Annotated in this window: 14 protein-coding genes; all 14 read right to left on the reverse strand. The window is 50.9% G+C overall.

The window, feature by feature from the left end; translation table 11 throughout:
- Window position 1 precedes the first annotated feature (1 nt).
- Window positions 2-796 (reverse strand): septum site-determining protein MinD, encoded by a 795-nt coding sequence (minD, locus tag EV209_RS13155; RefSeq protein WP_130435937.1) that lies wholly within the window; start codon window positions 794-796, stop codon window positions 2-4.
- A 92-nt stretch (window positions 797-888) separates the two neighbouring features.
- Window positions 889-1665, reverse strand: a complete 777-nt coding sequence (gene minC / locus EV209_RS13160; RefSeq protein ID WP_130435938.1) for a septum site-determining protein MinC — start codon at window positions 1663-1665, stop codon at window positions 889-891.
- Window positions 1666-1683: 18 nt separating this feature from the next.
- Window positions 1684-4635: a penicillin-binding transpeptidase domain-containing protein gene (locus tag EV209_RS13165; RefSeq protein WP_165388929.1), complete on the reverse strand. Its 2952-nt coding sequence runs from the start codon at window positions 4633-4635 to the stop codon at window positions 1684-1686.
- The gene (gene mreD, locus EV209_RS13170; RefSeq protein ID WP_130435940.1) at window positions 4628-5146 is read right to left on the reverse strand and encodes a rod shape-determining protein MreD; all 519 of its coding nucleotides are present in this window, start codon (window positions 5144-5146) and stop codon (window positions 4628-4630) included. Before mreD ends, EV209_RS13165 begins: the two co-directional genes overlap by 8 nt.
- A gap of 10 nt (window positions 5147-5156) precedes the next feature.
- Entirely contained in the window at window positions 5157-5999 is an 843-nt protein-coding gene (gene mreC / locus EV209_RS13175) for a rod shape-determining protein MreC (protein ID WP_130435941.1), read from the reverse strand.
- A complete protein-coding gene (gene radC, locus EV209_RS13180; RefSeq protein WP_243647595.1) occupies window positions 5996-6691 on the reverse strand; it encodes a RadC family protein in 696 nt (231 codons plus the stop codon). Before radC ends, mreC begins: the two co-directional genes overlap by 4 nt.
- An 88-nt stretch (window positions 6692-6779) precedes the next feature.
- Window positions 6780-8078: a methionine gamma-lyase family protein gene (locus tag EV209_RS13185; RefSeq protein WP_130435943.1), complete on the reverse strand. Its 1299-nt coding sequence runs from the start codon at window positions 8076-8078 to the stop codon at window positions 6780-6782.
- Window positions 8079-8099: 21 nt separating this feature from the next.
- A complete protein-coding gene (gene miaA, locus EV209_RS13190; protein ID WP_130435944.1) occupies window positions 8100-9086 on the reverse strand; it encodes a tRNA (adenosine(37)-N6)-dimethylallyltransferase MiaA in 987 nt (328 codons plus the stop codon).
- A 9-nt stretch (window positions 9087-9095) separates the two neighbouring features.
- Entirely contained in the window at window positions 9096-11030 is a 1935-nt protein-coding gene (gene mutL / locus EV209_RS13195; protein WP_130435945.1) for a DNA mismatch repair endonuclease MutL, read from the reverse strand.
- A 7-nt stretch (window positions 11031-11037) separates the two neighbouring features.
- Entirely contained in the window at window positions 11038-13689 is a 2652-nt protein-coding gene (gene mutS / locus EV209_RS13200; protein ID WP_130436053.1) for a DNA mismatch repair protein MutS, read from the reverse strand.
- Between the two features lie 19 nt (window positions 13690-13708).
- Entirely contained in the window at window positions 13709-15166 is a 1458-nt protein-coding gene (miaB, locus tag EV209_RS13205; RefSeq protein WP_130435946.1) for a tRNA (N6-isopentenyl adenosine(37)-C2)-methylthiotransferase MiaB, read from the reverse strand.
- A gap of 14 nt (window positions 15167-15180) precedes the next feature.
- On the reverse strand, window positions 15181-16434 hold the full coding sequence (locus EV209_RS13210; RefSeq protein ID WP_130435947.1) for a glutamate-5-semialdehyde dehydrogenase: 1254 nt from the start codon (window positions 16432-16434) through the stop codon (window positions 15181-15183).
- The gene (locus EV209_RS13215) at window positions 16416-16985 is read right to left on the reverse strand and encodes a 5-formyltetrahydrofolate cyclo-ligase (protein ID WP_165388930.1); all 570 of its coding nucleotides are present in this window, start codon (window positions 16983-16985) and stop codon (window positions 16416-16418) included. Before EV209_RS13215 ends, EV209_RS13210 begins: the two co-directional genes overlap by 19 nt.
- Window positions 16906-17217, reverse strand: coding sequence for a DUF896 domain-containing protein (locus EV209_RS17105; RefSeq protein ID WP_330521218.1), 312 nt, complete (start codon window positions 17215-17217; stop codon window positions 16906-16908). Before EV209_RS17105 ends, EV209_RS13215 begins: the two co-directional genes overlap by 80 nt.
- Between the last annotated feature and the right edge of the window lie 6 nt (window positions 17218-17223).

Here is a 17223-nt window from a genome sequence, read left to right on the forward strand (position 1 = left end):
CTCATGATTTTCTCTTAAACAGTGAAGCTACTCTGCTCCAGAATCCGCCGCCTGTGTTCAGATCCATCAACGGCACATCTTCACCGGTGATGCGTTTACAGATATTCAGGAATGCCTGTCCCGCAGGAGAAGCAGAACCCACCAGAGGTTCGCCCTGATTTGTGGAAACTACAATATTCTCATCATCCGGCACCGCGCCGATGATATGGACGGCAAGAATATCCACCACGTCGTCAATGGACATCATATCGCCCCGCTTTACCATATCCATGCGGATACGGTTGACAATCAGGTCCACTTTTTTCATTTCATTAGCTTCCAGCAGGCCGATAATACGGTCTGCATCACGAATGGCGGACACTTCAGGCGTAGTAACCACCAGAGCCCTGTCCGCGCCCGCAATAGCATTTTTAAAACCCTGTTCAATACCTGCCGGGCAGTCCAGCAGTATGTAATCAAATTCTTCCCGCAGTTCATCCACCAGCTTCTGCATCTGTTCAGGGGTTACTGCAGTTTTATCCCTGGTCTGAGCGGAAGGGAGCAGGGACAGGTTCGGGTATCTTTTGTCCTTGATCAAAGCCTGCTTCATCCGGCAGTTTCCTTCCACCACGTCCACCAGATTGTAAACAATGCGGTTTTCCAACCCCATCACTACATCCAGATTACGCAGCCCAATATCTGTATCAATCAATACAACTTTACTGCCAAGCATAGCAAGTCCGGTTCCAACATTGGCTGATGTGGTTGTTTTTCCTACGCCGCCTTTGCCGGACGTTACTACGATTACCTCGCTCATGTCAATATCCTCCAATTCTGTCAAAAATCCTTTCAATCTATTCTACAATATTTCTGTTTATAATTCCAGTGTTTTTCAAAAAAAAACGGGCATTATTGAAAATTTATTTCGTTCATGATATCTCTGCTGATGGATTCGACATAAATATTTTCGTTTTCGACAAAAGCGATTTGGGGGCCTGTAGGCTTCGTCCCCCGTTTCGACACGCCGTCTGCGCAGCGCCCCATCACATCTCCAATGCGGATCTGCATGGGCTGCATTTCAAGGGCTACAACAAACGCGGTTGTGTTGCCGTTGCTGCCGGCATGGGCGTTTCCCTTCAGGGACCCTAAAACTACCACATTTCCTTTAGCTATTACAGTCGCTCCGGGATTGATATCCCCCAGCACAATTATACTGCTGTCCGATTCCACAACCTGGCCGGAACGCAGGGTACCTTTATAAAACTGTCCGGGATTTGCAGCGGACGCGCTCTGCTCATCCATACGGTAGAGCTCTTCATTCCCTGGCAAAGAATCTTCCTCCTGTTCCAAAGGCTCCTGCTCCGCTACCCTCGGAGGAGTGGTTGCAGAACGGGCATACTGTTCCACCGCCTTCTGATATAAATTTTCTCTGGCTTTGTCCTCATCCACCACACAGACCACCTGAATCCTGGAATGGGCTGAAATCACATCCAGAAGCTGGCCTTCCTGATCAGGAGTCAGCTCCCGTCCCTGGAAACTCACTGCCATCCTGGCATCCCGAAAAAAATCTGCTGCTTCAGAAAAAGCCCTGCCTGCATCTTCCAGAATTTTCTCAAAAGGCGCTGACGCATCCATACGAACCGCGATCCCGTAACGGTTTCCTTTAATTGAAACAAGCTGGTTCATCTCAATATCCCTTTCTGTTTAGTCTCCCACTGAAGTATAACCGTCCGCGGTGGCCCTCCGCGATTTGACCTCTTCCAGTGTTATCTGACCGAAATAATATTTATATAATTCCTTTGCCGCTGTGGCGGTATAGCCGGAGGTGTAGCCATGGGGTATCATCACCACCATGGAAATTTCCGGGTTTTCGTAAGGCGCGAAACTAATAAACTGCGCATGGTCGGCCCGGGACAGATTCTCCTGGGCAGTTCCTGTTTTACCGGCGACAACAGTATCCAAATCGCTGAAAAAGCCAGCAATGGAACCTTCATAGACCACATCGTGCATCCCCTGCTGCAGGTTGTCAAATACCCAATCAGGCAGCTCCACAGCTCGTTCCAGCTGCGGCTGAAATTCTTTCGTCACATTCCCCTGGGCATCCTTTTCATTTTCCAGAATGCTGAGTTCAAACAGGCTTCCCTTATTAGCCAGGGCTGTCACATAACGGGCCATCTGGATCGGGCTGTAGGCGTTGGTTCCCTGACCGATGGCAGAAGGGACAGGCAGAGAATCTGAAATCTGGGTATTTCCGGTTTCATCCACTTCAATGCCGGACTTCTCGCTGAATCCAAACATTTCCGAATACTTAGCCAGACGCTGCAGTCCCAGCTCTTCATTATACTGTCCCAGTTCGTCCAGACACAGCCTGTACCCCACTTCATAAAAGAAAAAGTTGCAGGAATTGGCGATTGCCTGTACCACATTCTGTTCGCCGTGTCCCCCGTCCAGTTTCCAGCATTTTGGAGACGGGGTGATTTTATCGAAGACAACTGTGCAGTCTACTTTTGTATTTAGGTTGATCACGCCTTCACAGAGCCCCGCTGCGGCTGTAACCATTTTAAAGGTAGACCCGGGCGCCATGGAAATCTGCGTCGCCTCGTTCAGAAACGGGCTGGAGAGATCTTCGGACAGCTGCCGGTAATAATCAGCATCCACTTTACCGGACATTTTATTGTTATCATAGCCGGGATAGGTTACCAGCGCCTTTACCTTGCCAGTGTTCACATCAGTGATGATTACAGAACCGCTGCAGGGGTCCAGGGCCAGCTGTGCGGGCGTCAGTTCCAGGCTGCCGATTTTCTCTTTGACGAACTCAAAAGCCTCGGCATGACCGCCTGATGAAAGCCGTTGCACCGCCTCCTGGTCGTATTCCAGAACTCCCTGATCAAACAGGGCCAGACAGAGTTCATTTCCGGTGACGACCTCCTGGTGTACCAGAGAATCATAGATCACCTTCGAAAAAGCTTTATTGTCAGGCAGCGATTCCAGCAGCTGCTCCACCAACTGCCGATAGATCTGATCCGTGTTGGAATAGGCGGATTCAGACTGAATCTGTGTCGTGTCGATCCAATTTTTTTCAATTGCCGCATAGAGAAAATCCCGCAGGCTGATCTCATCGTTAATCCACTGCTGGTAGACCGCATCATTCTTATCAATTTGGGCGGTCAGCAGGATTTTTTTGCTGCTTGCAAGATAGGAGTACAAATATTCCATATAAGACTGCATTTCCTCAGAGAGCTGGCTCACCGGCTGAGGAGAAACCGTCAGCTGTTCTTCCAGCTGCTGCAGAACCAGCTGACGGCGTTCAGTAAACTTCTGATGGATGGTTTTTTCTGTTTCAGAAGCTTTATCGCCGGAAAAATGATCCATATCCAGAATATTGTTATTGATCAATTGGAAATATAGGTCTTTTACCGGTATTTTCCAAAGATCGGCATCCAGCTTTTCCGTTGGACGCGTGAACTCTCCGTCTGTGAGCTTGTTCAGCAGGATGCTGGCAAGAGATTGTTCCAGGATATGATACATGCCGATCTGCAGGTCTTTGTCAATAGAGAGGGTCACATCGTTTCCATTGACAGCTTCCACAGTCTTATCCTCTTCCACTTCCAGAATATGGCCAACGCTGTCCATATAAACAGTCTGTGTCCCCTTTTTGCCCTGAAGGTCAAGCTCCATTTTCTGTTCCATGCCGCTTCGGCCCACTATGTCTCCAGATTTATAGATCCCTTCTTTCCCTTCATTCTCCAGGGCTCCGTTAAACTTGTCCAGATCTTCCTGGGAAGCTGTTCCCGTATAGCCGATGATATGTGAAAAATATTCCGCGTCCGGGTATACACGGATTGTTTCCTGTTCCACATCCATCCCCAAAAGCCGGTCCGCATTTTCTTTTACGGCGGCTACAGTGCTTTCGCTGACGTTGGATGCGATCTTAACAGACTGGGATTTATTGTAGGTGAGAACACGCATGGCATACCGGATGTTCACGATCTTCATGGCGTCTTCTTCGCTGATCTCCACAGGCTCGTTGTGATTAGAGCGGTCCAGCCACCCTGTAAATTTTACTTTTTGTCCGTCTTTTTCATAGCTGGAGGTCAGCCCGTAAGTACTTTTGAATTTGGCGAACACCTGGTCCGCTGTGGTAGCCTTCTGCTCTTCGGTGAGCTCCTCAACAGATTTAACGCCAAAAACATCGTCCCGGAAGAATCTGTAGACCGCGGCTTCGCTGTTCAGAGTGAAGGAACAGACGTTATCTTCCCCCAGGGTTACAGGAAATGTAGTTTCCAGCGATTCTCCGTGTTCTTCCAGCAGCCGTATCATTTCCAGAAGGGCCTGATTCAGCTCTGCATTCGTTTTATAGTATCCGCTCTTAACTGTAACCGCATAGGCTGGCAGATTATCCGCCAGCACATTCCCATTGCTGTCAAAGATACGTCCGCGGGTACTGGTAAGGGTGATTTCTTTCCGGGTTTTCTGAATATACTTGTCCTGATAGGATTGTCCCTCCAGAATCTGCAGCTGAAACAGCCTTCCGATCAACAGAATACAAAGCCCGGTCAGAACCGCGCCCAGCCAGAACATTCTGGAATGTATCGTTCCCAGCAGAATTTCTTTGATCATTTCTTTCAGTTCCCGGAACCAGGATTTTTTAAACAAATTTTGCCGCACTCCTTTTCTCATGCTTTTCTAACCATTTGTTCAGATAATAACAGCAGCCATATATAATGAATGTCAGCAGAAGGGTCCCGATCAGCTCAGGCAAAATGATTCCCGATGCATAGCTGCTGAAACTCAGCTGATTCTTCAGCAAAAAGCTGAACAGATAAATATAAATATGATACGCCGCCTCATTCCCAATACAGAGCAGGAATGGGAGCAGCAGCGTATCCGGAGTGACAATCTGATAAAGCTTTCCGTTGATATACCCCAGATACATGTAGACCAAAGCGTGATAACCAATTACGTCGCTGCCGGAAAGGTCCATCAGCAGCCCGCTGGCACAGCCTGCGATCAGCCCGGTCAGGCTTCCGTGAAGCGGTCCAAAGGAAAACGTGATGATCAGCAGAAGATTGGGCACGGCGGTCAGATAAGGGATCCATGTAAATACAGTTGTCTGCAGGAGAAACGCTGCGACGATCAACGCTGCGGTACAGATCACTCTTCTCATCGGGCACCTCCTATTCCGTCTTCTTAACTGCTTTTATTATCAGCACATGCCCCAGATGTTCAAAATCCACTACCGGAGTGATATAACCGGATTTGCTCAGTTTATCTGCGTCAGTGCTGATTTCCGTGACATATCCGACAGGGATACCCGATAAGTACTTGTCGCTGATCTGAGAGGTTACGATCAGAGAATCCTCTTTCATTTCAGAATCCCTGTCCGCCATTGTCAGGCGTAGCCGGTTTTCCTGAATCAGGTTCAGATCGCCGGAAATTACACAGATATCCTTTGTGTCGGAAGACATCGCGCTGACGCTGGTAGAATCATTGATAATCGCAGTTACCACAGAAGAATCCGGCCCTACGCTGCTCAGGTATCCAACCAGCCCCCCGCCGGACAGAACGTTCATATTCAGTTCCAGACCATCATTGCTGCCTTTATCGATGGTGAATTTATAAAACCAGTTGCTGCCCGAGGAGGCGATGACGGAAGCCCCTACTGTATCATACTGGCTGTAGGTTTTTTTCATCTCCATGAGGCTGCGCATCTCTTCCAGCTCTTTCAGATCTGTTTCATATTTCAGTTTATCTTCCTTCAGCGCTGCGATTTCAGATTCTAACTGATCGATCTGAGCTCTGGCTTCATCCAGATTTTTCTGTTCCTGATGCGCGCCGAACATCCAGCCGCCCAGACGGTTCAAACCATTCTGAAGCGGAACAACTGTATAATTGGCCAGGGTACGGGTGATTGCCGTACCGGCCGGGCTGTAATAGGTGACGGCGATCAGCATGATTAGAATGATCGTCAGCACAGACAGAATAAATTTAGAAGTCAGCGAAAGTTTTCGTCTATTCATGTTAAAACCCCTTGTTCCTTCAGACTGAAATACTCCTTGTCTCCGATGATAATATGGTCTGTCAGCGGGACATTCAGCAGGTCTCCCACCAGGGAAAAACGTTTGGTCAGCAGCAGGTCTTCCTCACTGGGAGTAGGATCACCGCTGGGATGATTATGCAGCAGAACAACTGAAACTGCCTCCTGCCGGAGCGCTTCCAGAAACACTTCCCGCGGCGTGATCATAGATGCGTTGACCGTCCCCTTGGATATAATGGTTTCCTGAATGATCTGCAGCTTGGTATTCAATGTCAAAAGCATCATCTGTTCCTGACGGAGGTGGCGCATCTGCTCCATATAGTGCTCTGCGATCGTTTCCGGAGAATCCATCTGCAGGGACTGTTCTGTTACTTCTTTTGCGATTCTTCTGGATAGTTCCCCGATGCACTGCAGCTGTATGGCTTTGACCGGACCGATTCCCCGAAGCTTTTTCAGTTCCCCCGGCGGCATCCGGAATACGCCCGCCAGGCCAGCTTTTCCGCTGGACTCCATGAGGTTCTTCACCATTGACAGGGTGTTTTCCCCGCGGCTCCCGGTTCGGAGCACTGCAGCCAGCAGTTCATTATCTGTCAGCAATTCCGGACCGAACTGCATACACTTTTCATAGGGCTGCATGCCTTTTGGAATTTCTTTCATGGTTTTAGTCTTTTTCAAAGGTTCTTCCTCCCTCCGGCTCTCCAGGCGCGAATGCAGGAAAAAACACATTTTATTTTAGCACAGAAACAGGCGTTTGTATAGAGCTTCACGAATTCTTCATAAAATCTTCAGGTGTCCTGATCCCTGCGTCACATAGTTCCTGGAGAGATTTCAGGATCCCAAGCTTTGCGTGATACCAGGTAAGGCCGCCCTGAAAATACACGGCATAAGGGGGTTTCAGCGGCCCGTCCGCACTCAGCTCAATGGAGGAACCCTGCACAAAAGCCCCGGCGGCCATAATCACATCCGAATCGTACCCGGGCATGGCCCAGGGTTCCGGAGTGACATAACTGTCTACCGGTGCGGCATACTGTATTCCACGGCAGAATGCCTTCATGGCTTCCGGATCTCCGAACTCTATGGCCTGGATAATATCATGCCTTGGCGCATTCCCTGCAGGCACGGCTCTGTACTGCCCTTCATATAGATTTGCGGCAAAAATCGCGCCTTTCAGAGCGCCGGCCACCACTGTGGGAGCCAGGAAAAAGCCCTGGTAAAAGGCCGGAAGGATTCCGAGATTTGCCCCCACCTCCTGGCCCAGCCCCGGAGCGCTCAGCCGGTAGGCGCACTGCTCAATGCAGTCCTTCCGGCCGCAGATATAGCCGCCGATAGGAGCCAGGCCGCCGCCGGGGTTTTTGATCAGAGAACCTACAATCATATCCGCGCCCACATCTGTGGGTTCTATGGGTTCCACAAATTCTCCGTAGCAGTTATCCACCATGCAGATCACATCCGGTTTGCAGGATTTCACAAATGTAATCAGTTCTCCGATCTGTTTCACAGACAGAGTGGGTCTGGTCTGATAGCCTTTGGAACGCTGAATAGTCACCAATTTAGTTTTTTCATGAATAGAGGCCCTGATGCCTTCCCAGTCAAACCCGCCGTCCTCCAGCAGATCCACCTGGCGGTAGGAAATATTATATTCCTTCAGAGAGCCGGGCGACCGGCGGATGCCGATAACTTCTTCCAGGGTATCATAGGGCTTTCCCACCGGGGAGAGCAGCTCATCTCCCGGGCGGAGATTCGCGGAGAGCGCTACAGCCAGGGCATGGGTGCCGCAGGTGATCTGCGGACGGACCAGCGCCGCTTCCGCATGAAAGCAGTCCGCATATACCTGTTCCAGGGTCTCCCTTCCCATATCATTATATCCATAACCGGTGGTGGCGGCAAAATGCGCTTCACTGACCCTGTTTTTCTGCATGGCCCGGATCACTTTCAGCTGGTTATACTCAGCGGTTCTGTCAATTTCATCAAATACAGGCTTCAGTTTTTCCAGCACTTGTTCTCCGCAGGCAAGCACTTCTCTGCTGATTCCCAGTTTCCGATACATTTCCTCTATAAGCATGATAATTTCTCCTGTCTTCTTTCATTCGTTTTCCGGGCGCTTCTGCAGAATTTCAGCCGCCTGAAGCACGCCGCGTCTCTCCGCCTCCTGCAGGATGGCGTCCAGAACTGCTGCCCTGTTGTGATGGCTGGCTGGCAGATCAAACCAGGTCACGTCCCGTTCCCTTCGAAACCAGGTGATCTGACGTTTTGCAAAATGCCTGGTATTCTGTTTCAGCTTCTGCACCGCCTCTTCCAGACTGCAGCAGCCATTCAGATATTCCAGCAGCTCCTTATAACCCAGACCCTGCATGGAGACCAGATCTGAAGTGAGCCCGCGGTCTTTCAGCTTCTTCACTTCTTCCAGGAGGCCTTGTTCCATCATTTCATCCACCCGGCGCTCAATCCGCTCATACAGAAGCGCCCTGTCGGTATTCAGGACGCAGTATAAAAAACAATAAGGGGATTCGTGGTTCCGCTGTTCTTCATTGTGGTCGGAAATTCTGGACCCGGTGAGCTGAAAAAACTCCAGGGCGCGAATGACCCGTTTGATGTTGTTGGGATGGATGGCCTTTGCGGAAGCAGGATCTGCCTGTTCCAGCCTGCGGTACAGCGCTTCCCGCCCCTCTTGCGTGGCAGCCAGCGCTTCCAGGCCTGCTCTGATCTGGCCGTTGTCCGCGATGGGAGTAAAATCAATATCATAAAGCACCGACTGGATATAAAATCCTGTCCCGCCTACCAGCACGGGAACCCGCCCCCGGCTGTAGATATCCTGAATGGCCTGCTTAGCCATGGTTTGAAACTGCAGGACATCAAACGCCTGTTCCGGTTCCAGGATATCAATCAGATGGTGCGGAACCCCCTGCATCTCCTCGCGTCTGATTTTTGCAGAACCGATATCCATTCCTTTGTATACCTGCATGGAATCCGCGCTGATGATTTCTCCGTTCACTGATCTTGCCAAATCAATGGACAATGCTGTTTTTCCCACCGCGGTGGGGCCGGTCAAAATCAACAATGGTTTTTTCATGATACTACCTCATACAATCCGTTTAAATTTCTTTTCCAGTTCATACCGGCTCATGGAAATCAGCGTTGGCCTTCCGTGAGGACAGGCGTAAGGATTATCCAGGGTAAGCAATTCCCCGATCAGCGCGTCCGCTTCCTGCCGGCTCATCGTATGCTTTCCTTTCACAGCAGCTTTACAGGACATGGAGGCAACTTTGGCAAGAATCAGATCAGAACTGGCCTTTCCGGTATCTTCTCCCAGACTGTCCAGGATTTCCAGAAACAGGGCCTTTGTATCCAGACCGAATAAATTCATGGGAACCGCGCTGATGGCGTATTCCTTTCCGCCGAAATACTCCAGTTCAAATCCCAAAGAAGAGAAGGCGTCCCGGTACTGTTTCAGCACAGTCTCTTCCGCAGCATTCAGCGCTATGATAGCCGGGGGGCTCACCTGCTGAGACAGGATCTCTTTCTGTCCCAGAGATTTCATCGTCCGTTCATAGAGAACTTTTTCGTGAGCAGCATGCTGGTCCAGAATAAACAATTTATCTTCATACTGAATCAGCCAATAAGTATCAAACAGCTGCCCGATGAGCTGATGGCGGCTGCGGGCCTGTTCAGACAGCAGTTTCCCGTCAAACAGATCCAGCTGTTCCGCCTTTTGGCCCTGCGCACAAGCAGGCCTTTCCTGTTCCGGCCGAGGAAGCCGCTCTGTTGTCTCTTTTTGTTTTTGTGAAGCAGGCGATTTTATACTGGAAGGGGATTCGGAAGAAGACGCTATATGGGGCCGGCTGCATTTCCGGGCCGGCTGGCTCCCATAAGGCGCTGCATATTCCCGGATCATCTGGAGGGTCTGCCTCTGCTGAATCTCTTCCATCCGTTTCCGTTCAAAGGGCTCTGGAGGGCGCTCTTTGGACTGCTGAGAGGAAACTGGTTTGCTGCTCTCTTCTTTCCCTGCCGACACCTCGGGAATAAACTCTTTTCCAGACAGCGCATCAGACAGTGCCTGGTAAAGGGCTTTGTAAATCTGATCTTCCTGCTTAAACCGCAGTTCCATTTTGGTAGGGTGAACATTTACATCCAAAAGCTCTGGCTCAATGGTCAGATGCAGCACCGTAAACGGATATTTATGAAGCATCATAAATGGTTTATATGCGTCTTCAATGGCTTTAGAAATCAGGCGGCTCCTGATGTACCGGCCATTGATAAAGTAGTTTTCATATGCCCGGTTTCCTCTGGCGATCACCGGTTTTCCGATATAGCCGGATACCTGCATCAGCGGGGAATCCGCCTGGACTTCCAGGGTATTGGCGGATATATCCCGGCCATAGATCATATAGATCAGGTCTTTCAGGCTCCCGTTCCCAGTGGTGAACAGTTTATTGCTACCGTTTTGAATCAGGCGGATAGAGACTTCCGGATGGGACAGGGCCATTTTTTCCGCCAGATCCGCGATATATCCTCCTTCTGTAGCAGGGGCCTTCAAAAACTTTCTGCGCGCAGGCGTGTTATAAAACAAGTTGCGCACCAGGAAAGTAGTTCCGTCGGGAGCCCCTACTTCCTTCAGGGACTTTTCCTGCCCGCCTTCAATGCTGTAGCAGGCGCCGGTCAGGGCCTCCTGGGGTTTGGTGATCAGCTCCACCTGGCATACCGCGGCAATACTGGACAGCGCTTCCCCCCTGAAGCCCAGACTGCTGACTGTCATCAAATCTGCTGCTGACCGGATCTTGCTGGTGGAGTGCCTCAGAAATGCCAGGGGAATCTCCCCTGCGGGGATGCCGCAGCCATTGTCGGTCACACGCACCAGACTGAGGCCTCCCTCTTTTGTCTCAATGGTCACTGCGGTGGATCCTGCATCAATGGCATTCTCCAACAGCTCTTTCACTACAGAAGCCGGACGTTCGATCACTTCTCCGGCAGCGATCTGGTTGATGGTATCCTGATCCAAAACGGTAATATTCGCCATAATTCTCCTACTTTCCCTGCAGGTCAATTCTGTTTTTCAGCCTGGACTGCAGCCTGTACAGCATGTTCAGCGCATCAATGGGTGTCATGTTTCCCAGTTCCAGGTCTGTGATCTCTTTGATGATATCGTCCTCCCGGACAGCGTCAAACAGTGTCAGCTGGTTGCAGTCCACTTCATCGGGCCTGGAAATCCGCTGTTTCCGGCCGCTGCCGGTTCCCTGGCTCTGAGCCAGCTCCCTGGCTTTTAGGCTGATATCCGCATCGATCAGCTCTGCCAGCAGTTCTTTGGCCCTGAGAATCACAGGGTCAGGGACGCCGGCCAGTTTCGCCACCTGTATGCCGTAGCTCTTGTCCGCTCCGCCTTTGATGATTTTACGCAGAAAAACAATATTGTCCCCCTGCTCCTTCACAGCAATGCAGTAATTGTTTACGCCCGGGAGAGAGCCCTCCAGTTCGGTCAGCTCATGATAATGAGTGGCAAATAATGTCTTTGCTCCTAAAATCCTGGTATCGCTGATATGTTCGATCACTGCCCAGGCAATGCTCAGGCCGTCGAAGGTGCTGGTCCCCCGGCCGATTTCATCCAGAATCACCAGGCTGTTTCTGGTAGCGTTTCGGAGGATATTGGCCACTTCCGTCATTTCCACCATAAAGGTGCTCTGTCCGCTGGCCAGATCATCCGAAGCCCCTACCCTGGTGAAAATCCTGTCGCAGATACCGATATTGGCAGAAGCGGCCGGTACGAAACTCCCCAGCTGCGCCATCAGCACGATCAGGGCCACCTGGCGCATATAGGTAGATTTTCCCGCCATATTTGGTCCTGTAATCACGGAAAGACGGTTCTGGTGATGATCCAGATATACGTCGTTGGAAACAAATAATTCCTCCGGAATCATCAGTTCCACCACCGGGTGTCTGCCCGCTTTGATATCTACAATTCCTTTTTCGTTCACAGCCGGACGGACATACTGATTTCTCTGCGCCACACTGGCAAGAGACGCCAGAACATCCAGCTGGGCCACCGCCCGGGCGGTTTCCTGGATCCGCACTACCTGGGCGCCGATCGCGTCGCGCACCTGGCAGAACAGGTCATATTCCAGGGCATATAATTTATCTTCCGCACCGAGAATCAGATCTTCCAGCTCCTTCAATTCCGGCGTGATATAGCGTTCCGCGTTTGTCAGTGTCTGCTTTCTGGTATAATCTTCCGGCACCTGGTCGCGGAAAGAGTTGGTGACTTCCAGATAATATCCAAATACCTTATTGTATTTGATCCGGAGGTTTTTAATCCCTGTCCGTTCTCTTTCCCGTGCTTCCAGTTCAGAAATCCATTGTTTGCCTTCGGTTTTGGAGCGCCGCAGTTTATCAGCTTCCTCATTGAACCCTTCTTTAATCATCCCGCCTTCCCGGACTGAAACAGGCGGGTCCTCCTCTATCGCTCTGTCAATCAGGTCAAACAGATCCTCCAGGGGGTCAACCTGTTCCAGCAGTTCTTTCAGAAGAGGGGCGTCAAATTCCTCCAATACCCCGCGGATCGGAGGCAGCATGCTCAAAGAATTTTTAAACGCGATCAAATCCCGGGGATTTGCGGACTGATAGCTGATCCGGCCGATCAGGCGCTCCAGATCATAGATGGGATTCAGATACTCCCTCAGCTCTTCCCGGCCGATATAGTTGCCAAAGAGCTGCTCTACCGCATCCTGCCGGCGCAGAATGGCGGATCGTTCAATCAGAGGCTGTTCCACCCAGCTGCGCAGCAGGCGCGCTCCCATAGCTGTTTTGGTCTTGTCCAGCACCCAGAGCAGGGTTCCGCGCTTCTGCTTCTCCCGAAGGCTCTCCACCAGCTCCAGATTTCTTCTGGTAGAGGTATCCAGAATCATGTACTTTCCAGTGGTATAGGGCTTCAGGGTAGTGATGTGGGCCATCTGGTTTTTCTGAGTTTCCAGCAGATACTGAAGCAATGCGCCCGCGGCTACCGATCCGGTCTGGTAATCATCGATGCCCAGGCCGCTGAAGCTGTTTACATGAAAATGCTCCAATATGGTTTTCCTGCAGAGGCTGTCGTCAAAATACCAGTTATCCAACGCGGAGACTGCAAACTGAAGTTTATTTTTCAGCGGTTCCAGATCCACGCCGCTGACAAAAAAAGCATCATTGCAAACGATTTCGGAAGGAGAAAATCGAAAAATTTCATCCAGCAGCGTCTGCATGCTCTCTACCTCTGTCAGGACAAAGTCTCCGGTGGTGGCGTCTGTCACGGCAATTCCAAAAGTACGGCCCAGATAGACGATGCACATCAGATAATTATTTTTTGATTCGTCCAGGGCCTGGGCGCTGAGAATGGTTCCGGGGGTCACCACCCGCACCACTTCCCGTTTTACCAGGCCCTTCGCAAGTTTGGGATCTTCCACCTGTTCTGCAATGGCCACCTTATATCCCTGGCGCACCAGCTTGTTCAGATACAGATCCACCGCATGATAAGGGACGCCGCACATGGGCGCCCTCTCTTCCAGACCGCAGTCTTTTCCTGTCAGCGTAATATCCAGAGCCTTGGATGCGGTCAGCGCATCATCAAAAAACATTTCATAAAAATCACCCAGGCGGTAAAAGAGGATGCAGTCCTTGTATTCCTCTTTCGTCTCCAGGTATTTCTGCATCATTGGTGATAATGCCACTTCTTTACTCCTCTTCTGTAATTTGTTCGCCCAGATAATAAAAACCTCTGGATTCTGTCAGCTTCACCGGGATAATCGTCCCGATCAGAGAAGCGTCTCCCGGAAAATGCACCAGAACGTTATTGCCCAGACGCCCGGTTACCATGCATTCGTCCTGCCGGTTCACTTCCTCCACCAGCACCTTTTGCACTGTTCCCGCGTCCCTGCCGCTTTCTTCCTGGCCGATCTGCTGCACCAGGGCCAGAAGCCTGTCAAACCGGTCCTTTACCTCATTTTCAGGCACCTGATCTTCCATGGACGCGGCCGGAGTTCCGGTGCGTTTGGAATATATAAAAGTAAATGCGCTGTCAAATCTGGCTTTTCTCACCACATCCATGGTTTCCAGAAAATCTTCTTCTGTCTCGCCGGGAAAGCCCACAATGATATCCGTTGTCAGGGAAAGATCCGGCATGGCTTTTTTGAGTTTCCCCACAATTTCTAAAAACTGCTCTTTTGTATAGCGCCGGTTCATCCGTTCCAGAATCCTGGTGCTGCCTGACTGCAGGGGCAGATGGAAATGACGGCAGATCTTTTGGGAACAACGCATCACTTCAATCAGCTCATCGGATAAATCCTTTGGATGGGAAGTCATAAAGCGGATTCGTTCCAGGCCTTCAATCTGTTCAATGCGGCGCAGCAGTTCTGCAAAGGAGACCGGCGTATCCAGATTCTTCCCATAGGAATTCACATTCTGTCCCAGAAGCATTACTTCCACCACGCCTTCAGAGACCAGGCGGCGGATCTCCCGGAGAATATCTTCCGGATTCCTGCTCCTCTCCCTGCCCCTCACATAGGGCACAATACAGTAGCTGCAGAAATTATTGCAGCCAAACATGATATTCACTCCGGATTTAAACGGATATTTCCGGTCAACCGGCAGGTCCTCCACGATCTCGGCCGCGCCGTCCCATACTTCAATCACCATCTGTCCTGTGATCAGGCGCAGATAAAGAAGTTCCGCGAGTTTGTAAATATTGTGGGTCCCGAATACCAGATCCACAAAACGGTAACTTTTCTTTATGGCGTCCACCACATGCGGTTCCTGCATCATACAGCCGCAGAGCGCGATCTTCAGTTCCGGATTCTGTTTTTTCAGGTTATTCAGATGCCCAAGGCGGCCGTATACCTTCTGGTTGGCGTTTTCCCGCACCGTACAGGTATTATAGATCACCAGATCAGCATCCTCCTCCTGGTCTGTCTGCACATAACCTGCCTGTTCCAGAATACCCAGCAGCTTTTCAGAATCCCTGGCGTTCATCTGGCAGCCCACCACCAGGCTGAACACCTTCAACGGCCTGCCCAGCTCTCCGCTGCGCTGCCGCACCAGTTTCTTCACCTGGCTGATAAAATAATACTGCCGATCCGGTTCTGCTTCCGGCGCTTCGGAAAAGTCCGGCAGCATCCAATCTTTTTTCTGACTCATGCTTTTCTCCAAATTCACGGACGAACCTGCCCGTTTCCGTATATTATATATTTTGTAGAAGTCAATGCCTCTAAACCCATAGGGCCCCGGGCATGCAGCTTCTGGGTGCTGATGCCGATTTCCGCGCCGAAGCCAAACTCAAACCCATCGGTAAATCTGGTGGAAGCATTGACATAAACTGCCGCCGCGTCCACTTCATCCAGAAATTTCTGAGCATTGGCATAGTTTTCTGTTACAATGCACTCAGAATGGCCGGTATTATAACGGTTGATATGCGAAATAGCTTCTTCCAGAGAATCCACTGTTTTTATGGAGAGGATCAAATCCAGATATTCTGTTCCCCAGTCCTCCTCTGAAGCGGAAAGGACAGATCTCTCCGCCCCGGCCGCCCTGCTGTCTCCCCGCAGCTCCACCTGCTTTGGGGACAGGCGTTTTGCCAGCAGCGGAAGAAACTTCTCTGCAACAACGCTGTGCACAACCAGAGACTCACAGGCATTGCATACACCTGTGCGCTGGGTTTTCGCATTCTCAATGATGTCCAGCGCCATGGCAAAATCCGCGCTCTCATCCACATAGATATGGCAGTTTCCCGTCCCCGTTTCAATCACGGGTACTGTGGAATTCTCCACCACGCTGCGGATCAGTCCCGCTCCGCCCCTGGGAATCAGCACATCAATATACTGGTTCAGCCGCATCATCTGCCTGGCGGCTTCCCGGTCCGCAGAGGCTACCAGCTGCACGCAGGATGCAGGAAGGCCGTTGGCTTCCAGAACTTGTCCGATTACCTTTACAATGGCCTGGTTAGAAGCCAGAGCGTCGCTTCCGCCTTTCAGAATCACCGCATTGCCTGCTTTAAAGCAGAGGCCGAAAGCGTCCGCCGTCACATTGGGACGGGATTCATAAATAATGCCCACCACGCCGATGGGTACCCGCTTTTGGCCGATCATCAGCCCATTAGGACGCTTCTTCATGGATAGGACCTCACCCACAGGGTCTTCCAGAGATGCAATCTGGCGCAATCCTTCTGAAATGCCTTTAATTCTTTCAGGAGTCAATTTCAGCCGGTCTATTAAAGAATGCTTCATTCCGGCAGCTTCTGCCGCTGCCACATCTTTTGCGTTGGCCTCCATAAGGTGTTCCTGATTCTCTTCAAGAGCCAGCGCCGCCTGGACGAGCACCTTATTTTTCAGCAGGCATCCGGCAGTATTCAGTATTCTGGAAGCTTTCCTGGCTTTTCTGCCGATTTCTGTCAGTCCGTAATCTTGCATATTCCCACCTCCGTAACAATCCAATCCACCGGCACATCCCATTCTTCTGCGGGAAGCCGGTCCATGATCTGAAACTCATAAGAGATCCCCGCTTTGAGAAACTGAGGATTCTTCCTCAGATACCTGTCATAGTATCCTCCGCCATACCCCAACCGGTTTCCGGCTCTGTCAAAAGCCAGGCCAGGTATCAACATCAATCCCTGTTCTGGCGTTTCCGCCGCACAGGCTGTCTCTGGTTCTAAAATCCCATGGCAGCCGGGAACCAGCGCCTTCAGAGAGACAATTTTACAAAACTCCATCTCCCGTCCTCTGACTCTGGGGACAGCCAGAAAAAGGCCGCGCTCCAGCGTCCAGGACAGAAACTGTCTGGTATCCGCCTCATTCTCAAGAGAGACATAGCAGCAGACGGTGCCCTTTGGCTGCTTCCGAAGGTATTCCTCCGTCAGCAATGCCATATTCTGAAACAGCTGCTCATCCTTCTTTGTTTTCTCCGGTACAGAAAGCTTCTCCCGCTGCCTCCGCATCCAGTTCCGGATCTCTTTTCTCTCCATTTTCCGCTTCCCGTTCCATTTTCTCATCATGACGTTTCTTTACATCAATGATCGTCCCGTCAGGGTTCTGAATCTTGATGGTTTCCAGGGAACCTCTCAGATTTTCCCGGAACGCTCTGATGTAAGCGCCCCTTAAATGAGCCTGCTCCGCCTCTTCCTCGGGCGTCAGCCCCTGGGCCTGTTTCTTGTGGTAGAGTTCGTTAATCCGGTCTATCGTTTTCTGGTCTATCATTTCGCC

This window comes from Cuneatibacter caecimuris (assembly GCF_004216775.1).
GTDB lineage: Bacteria > Bacillota > Clostridia > Lachnospirales > Lachnospiraceae > Cuneatibacter > Cuneatibacter caecimuris.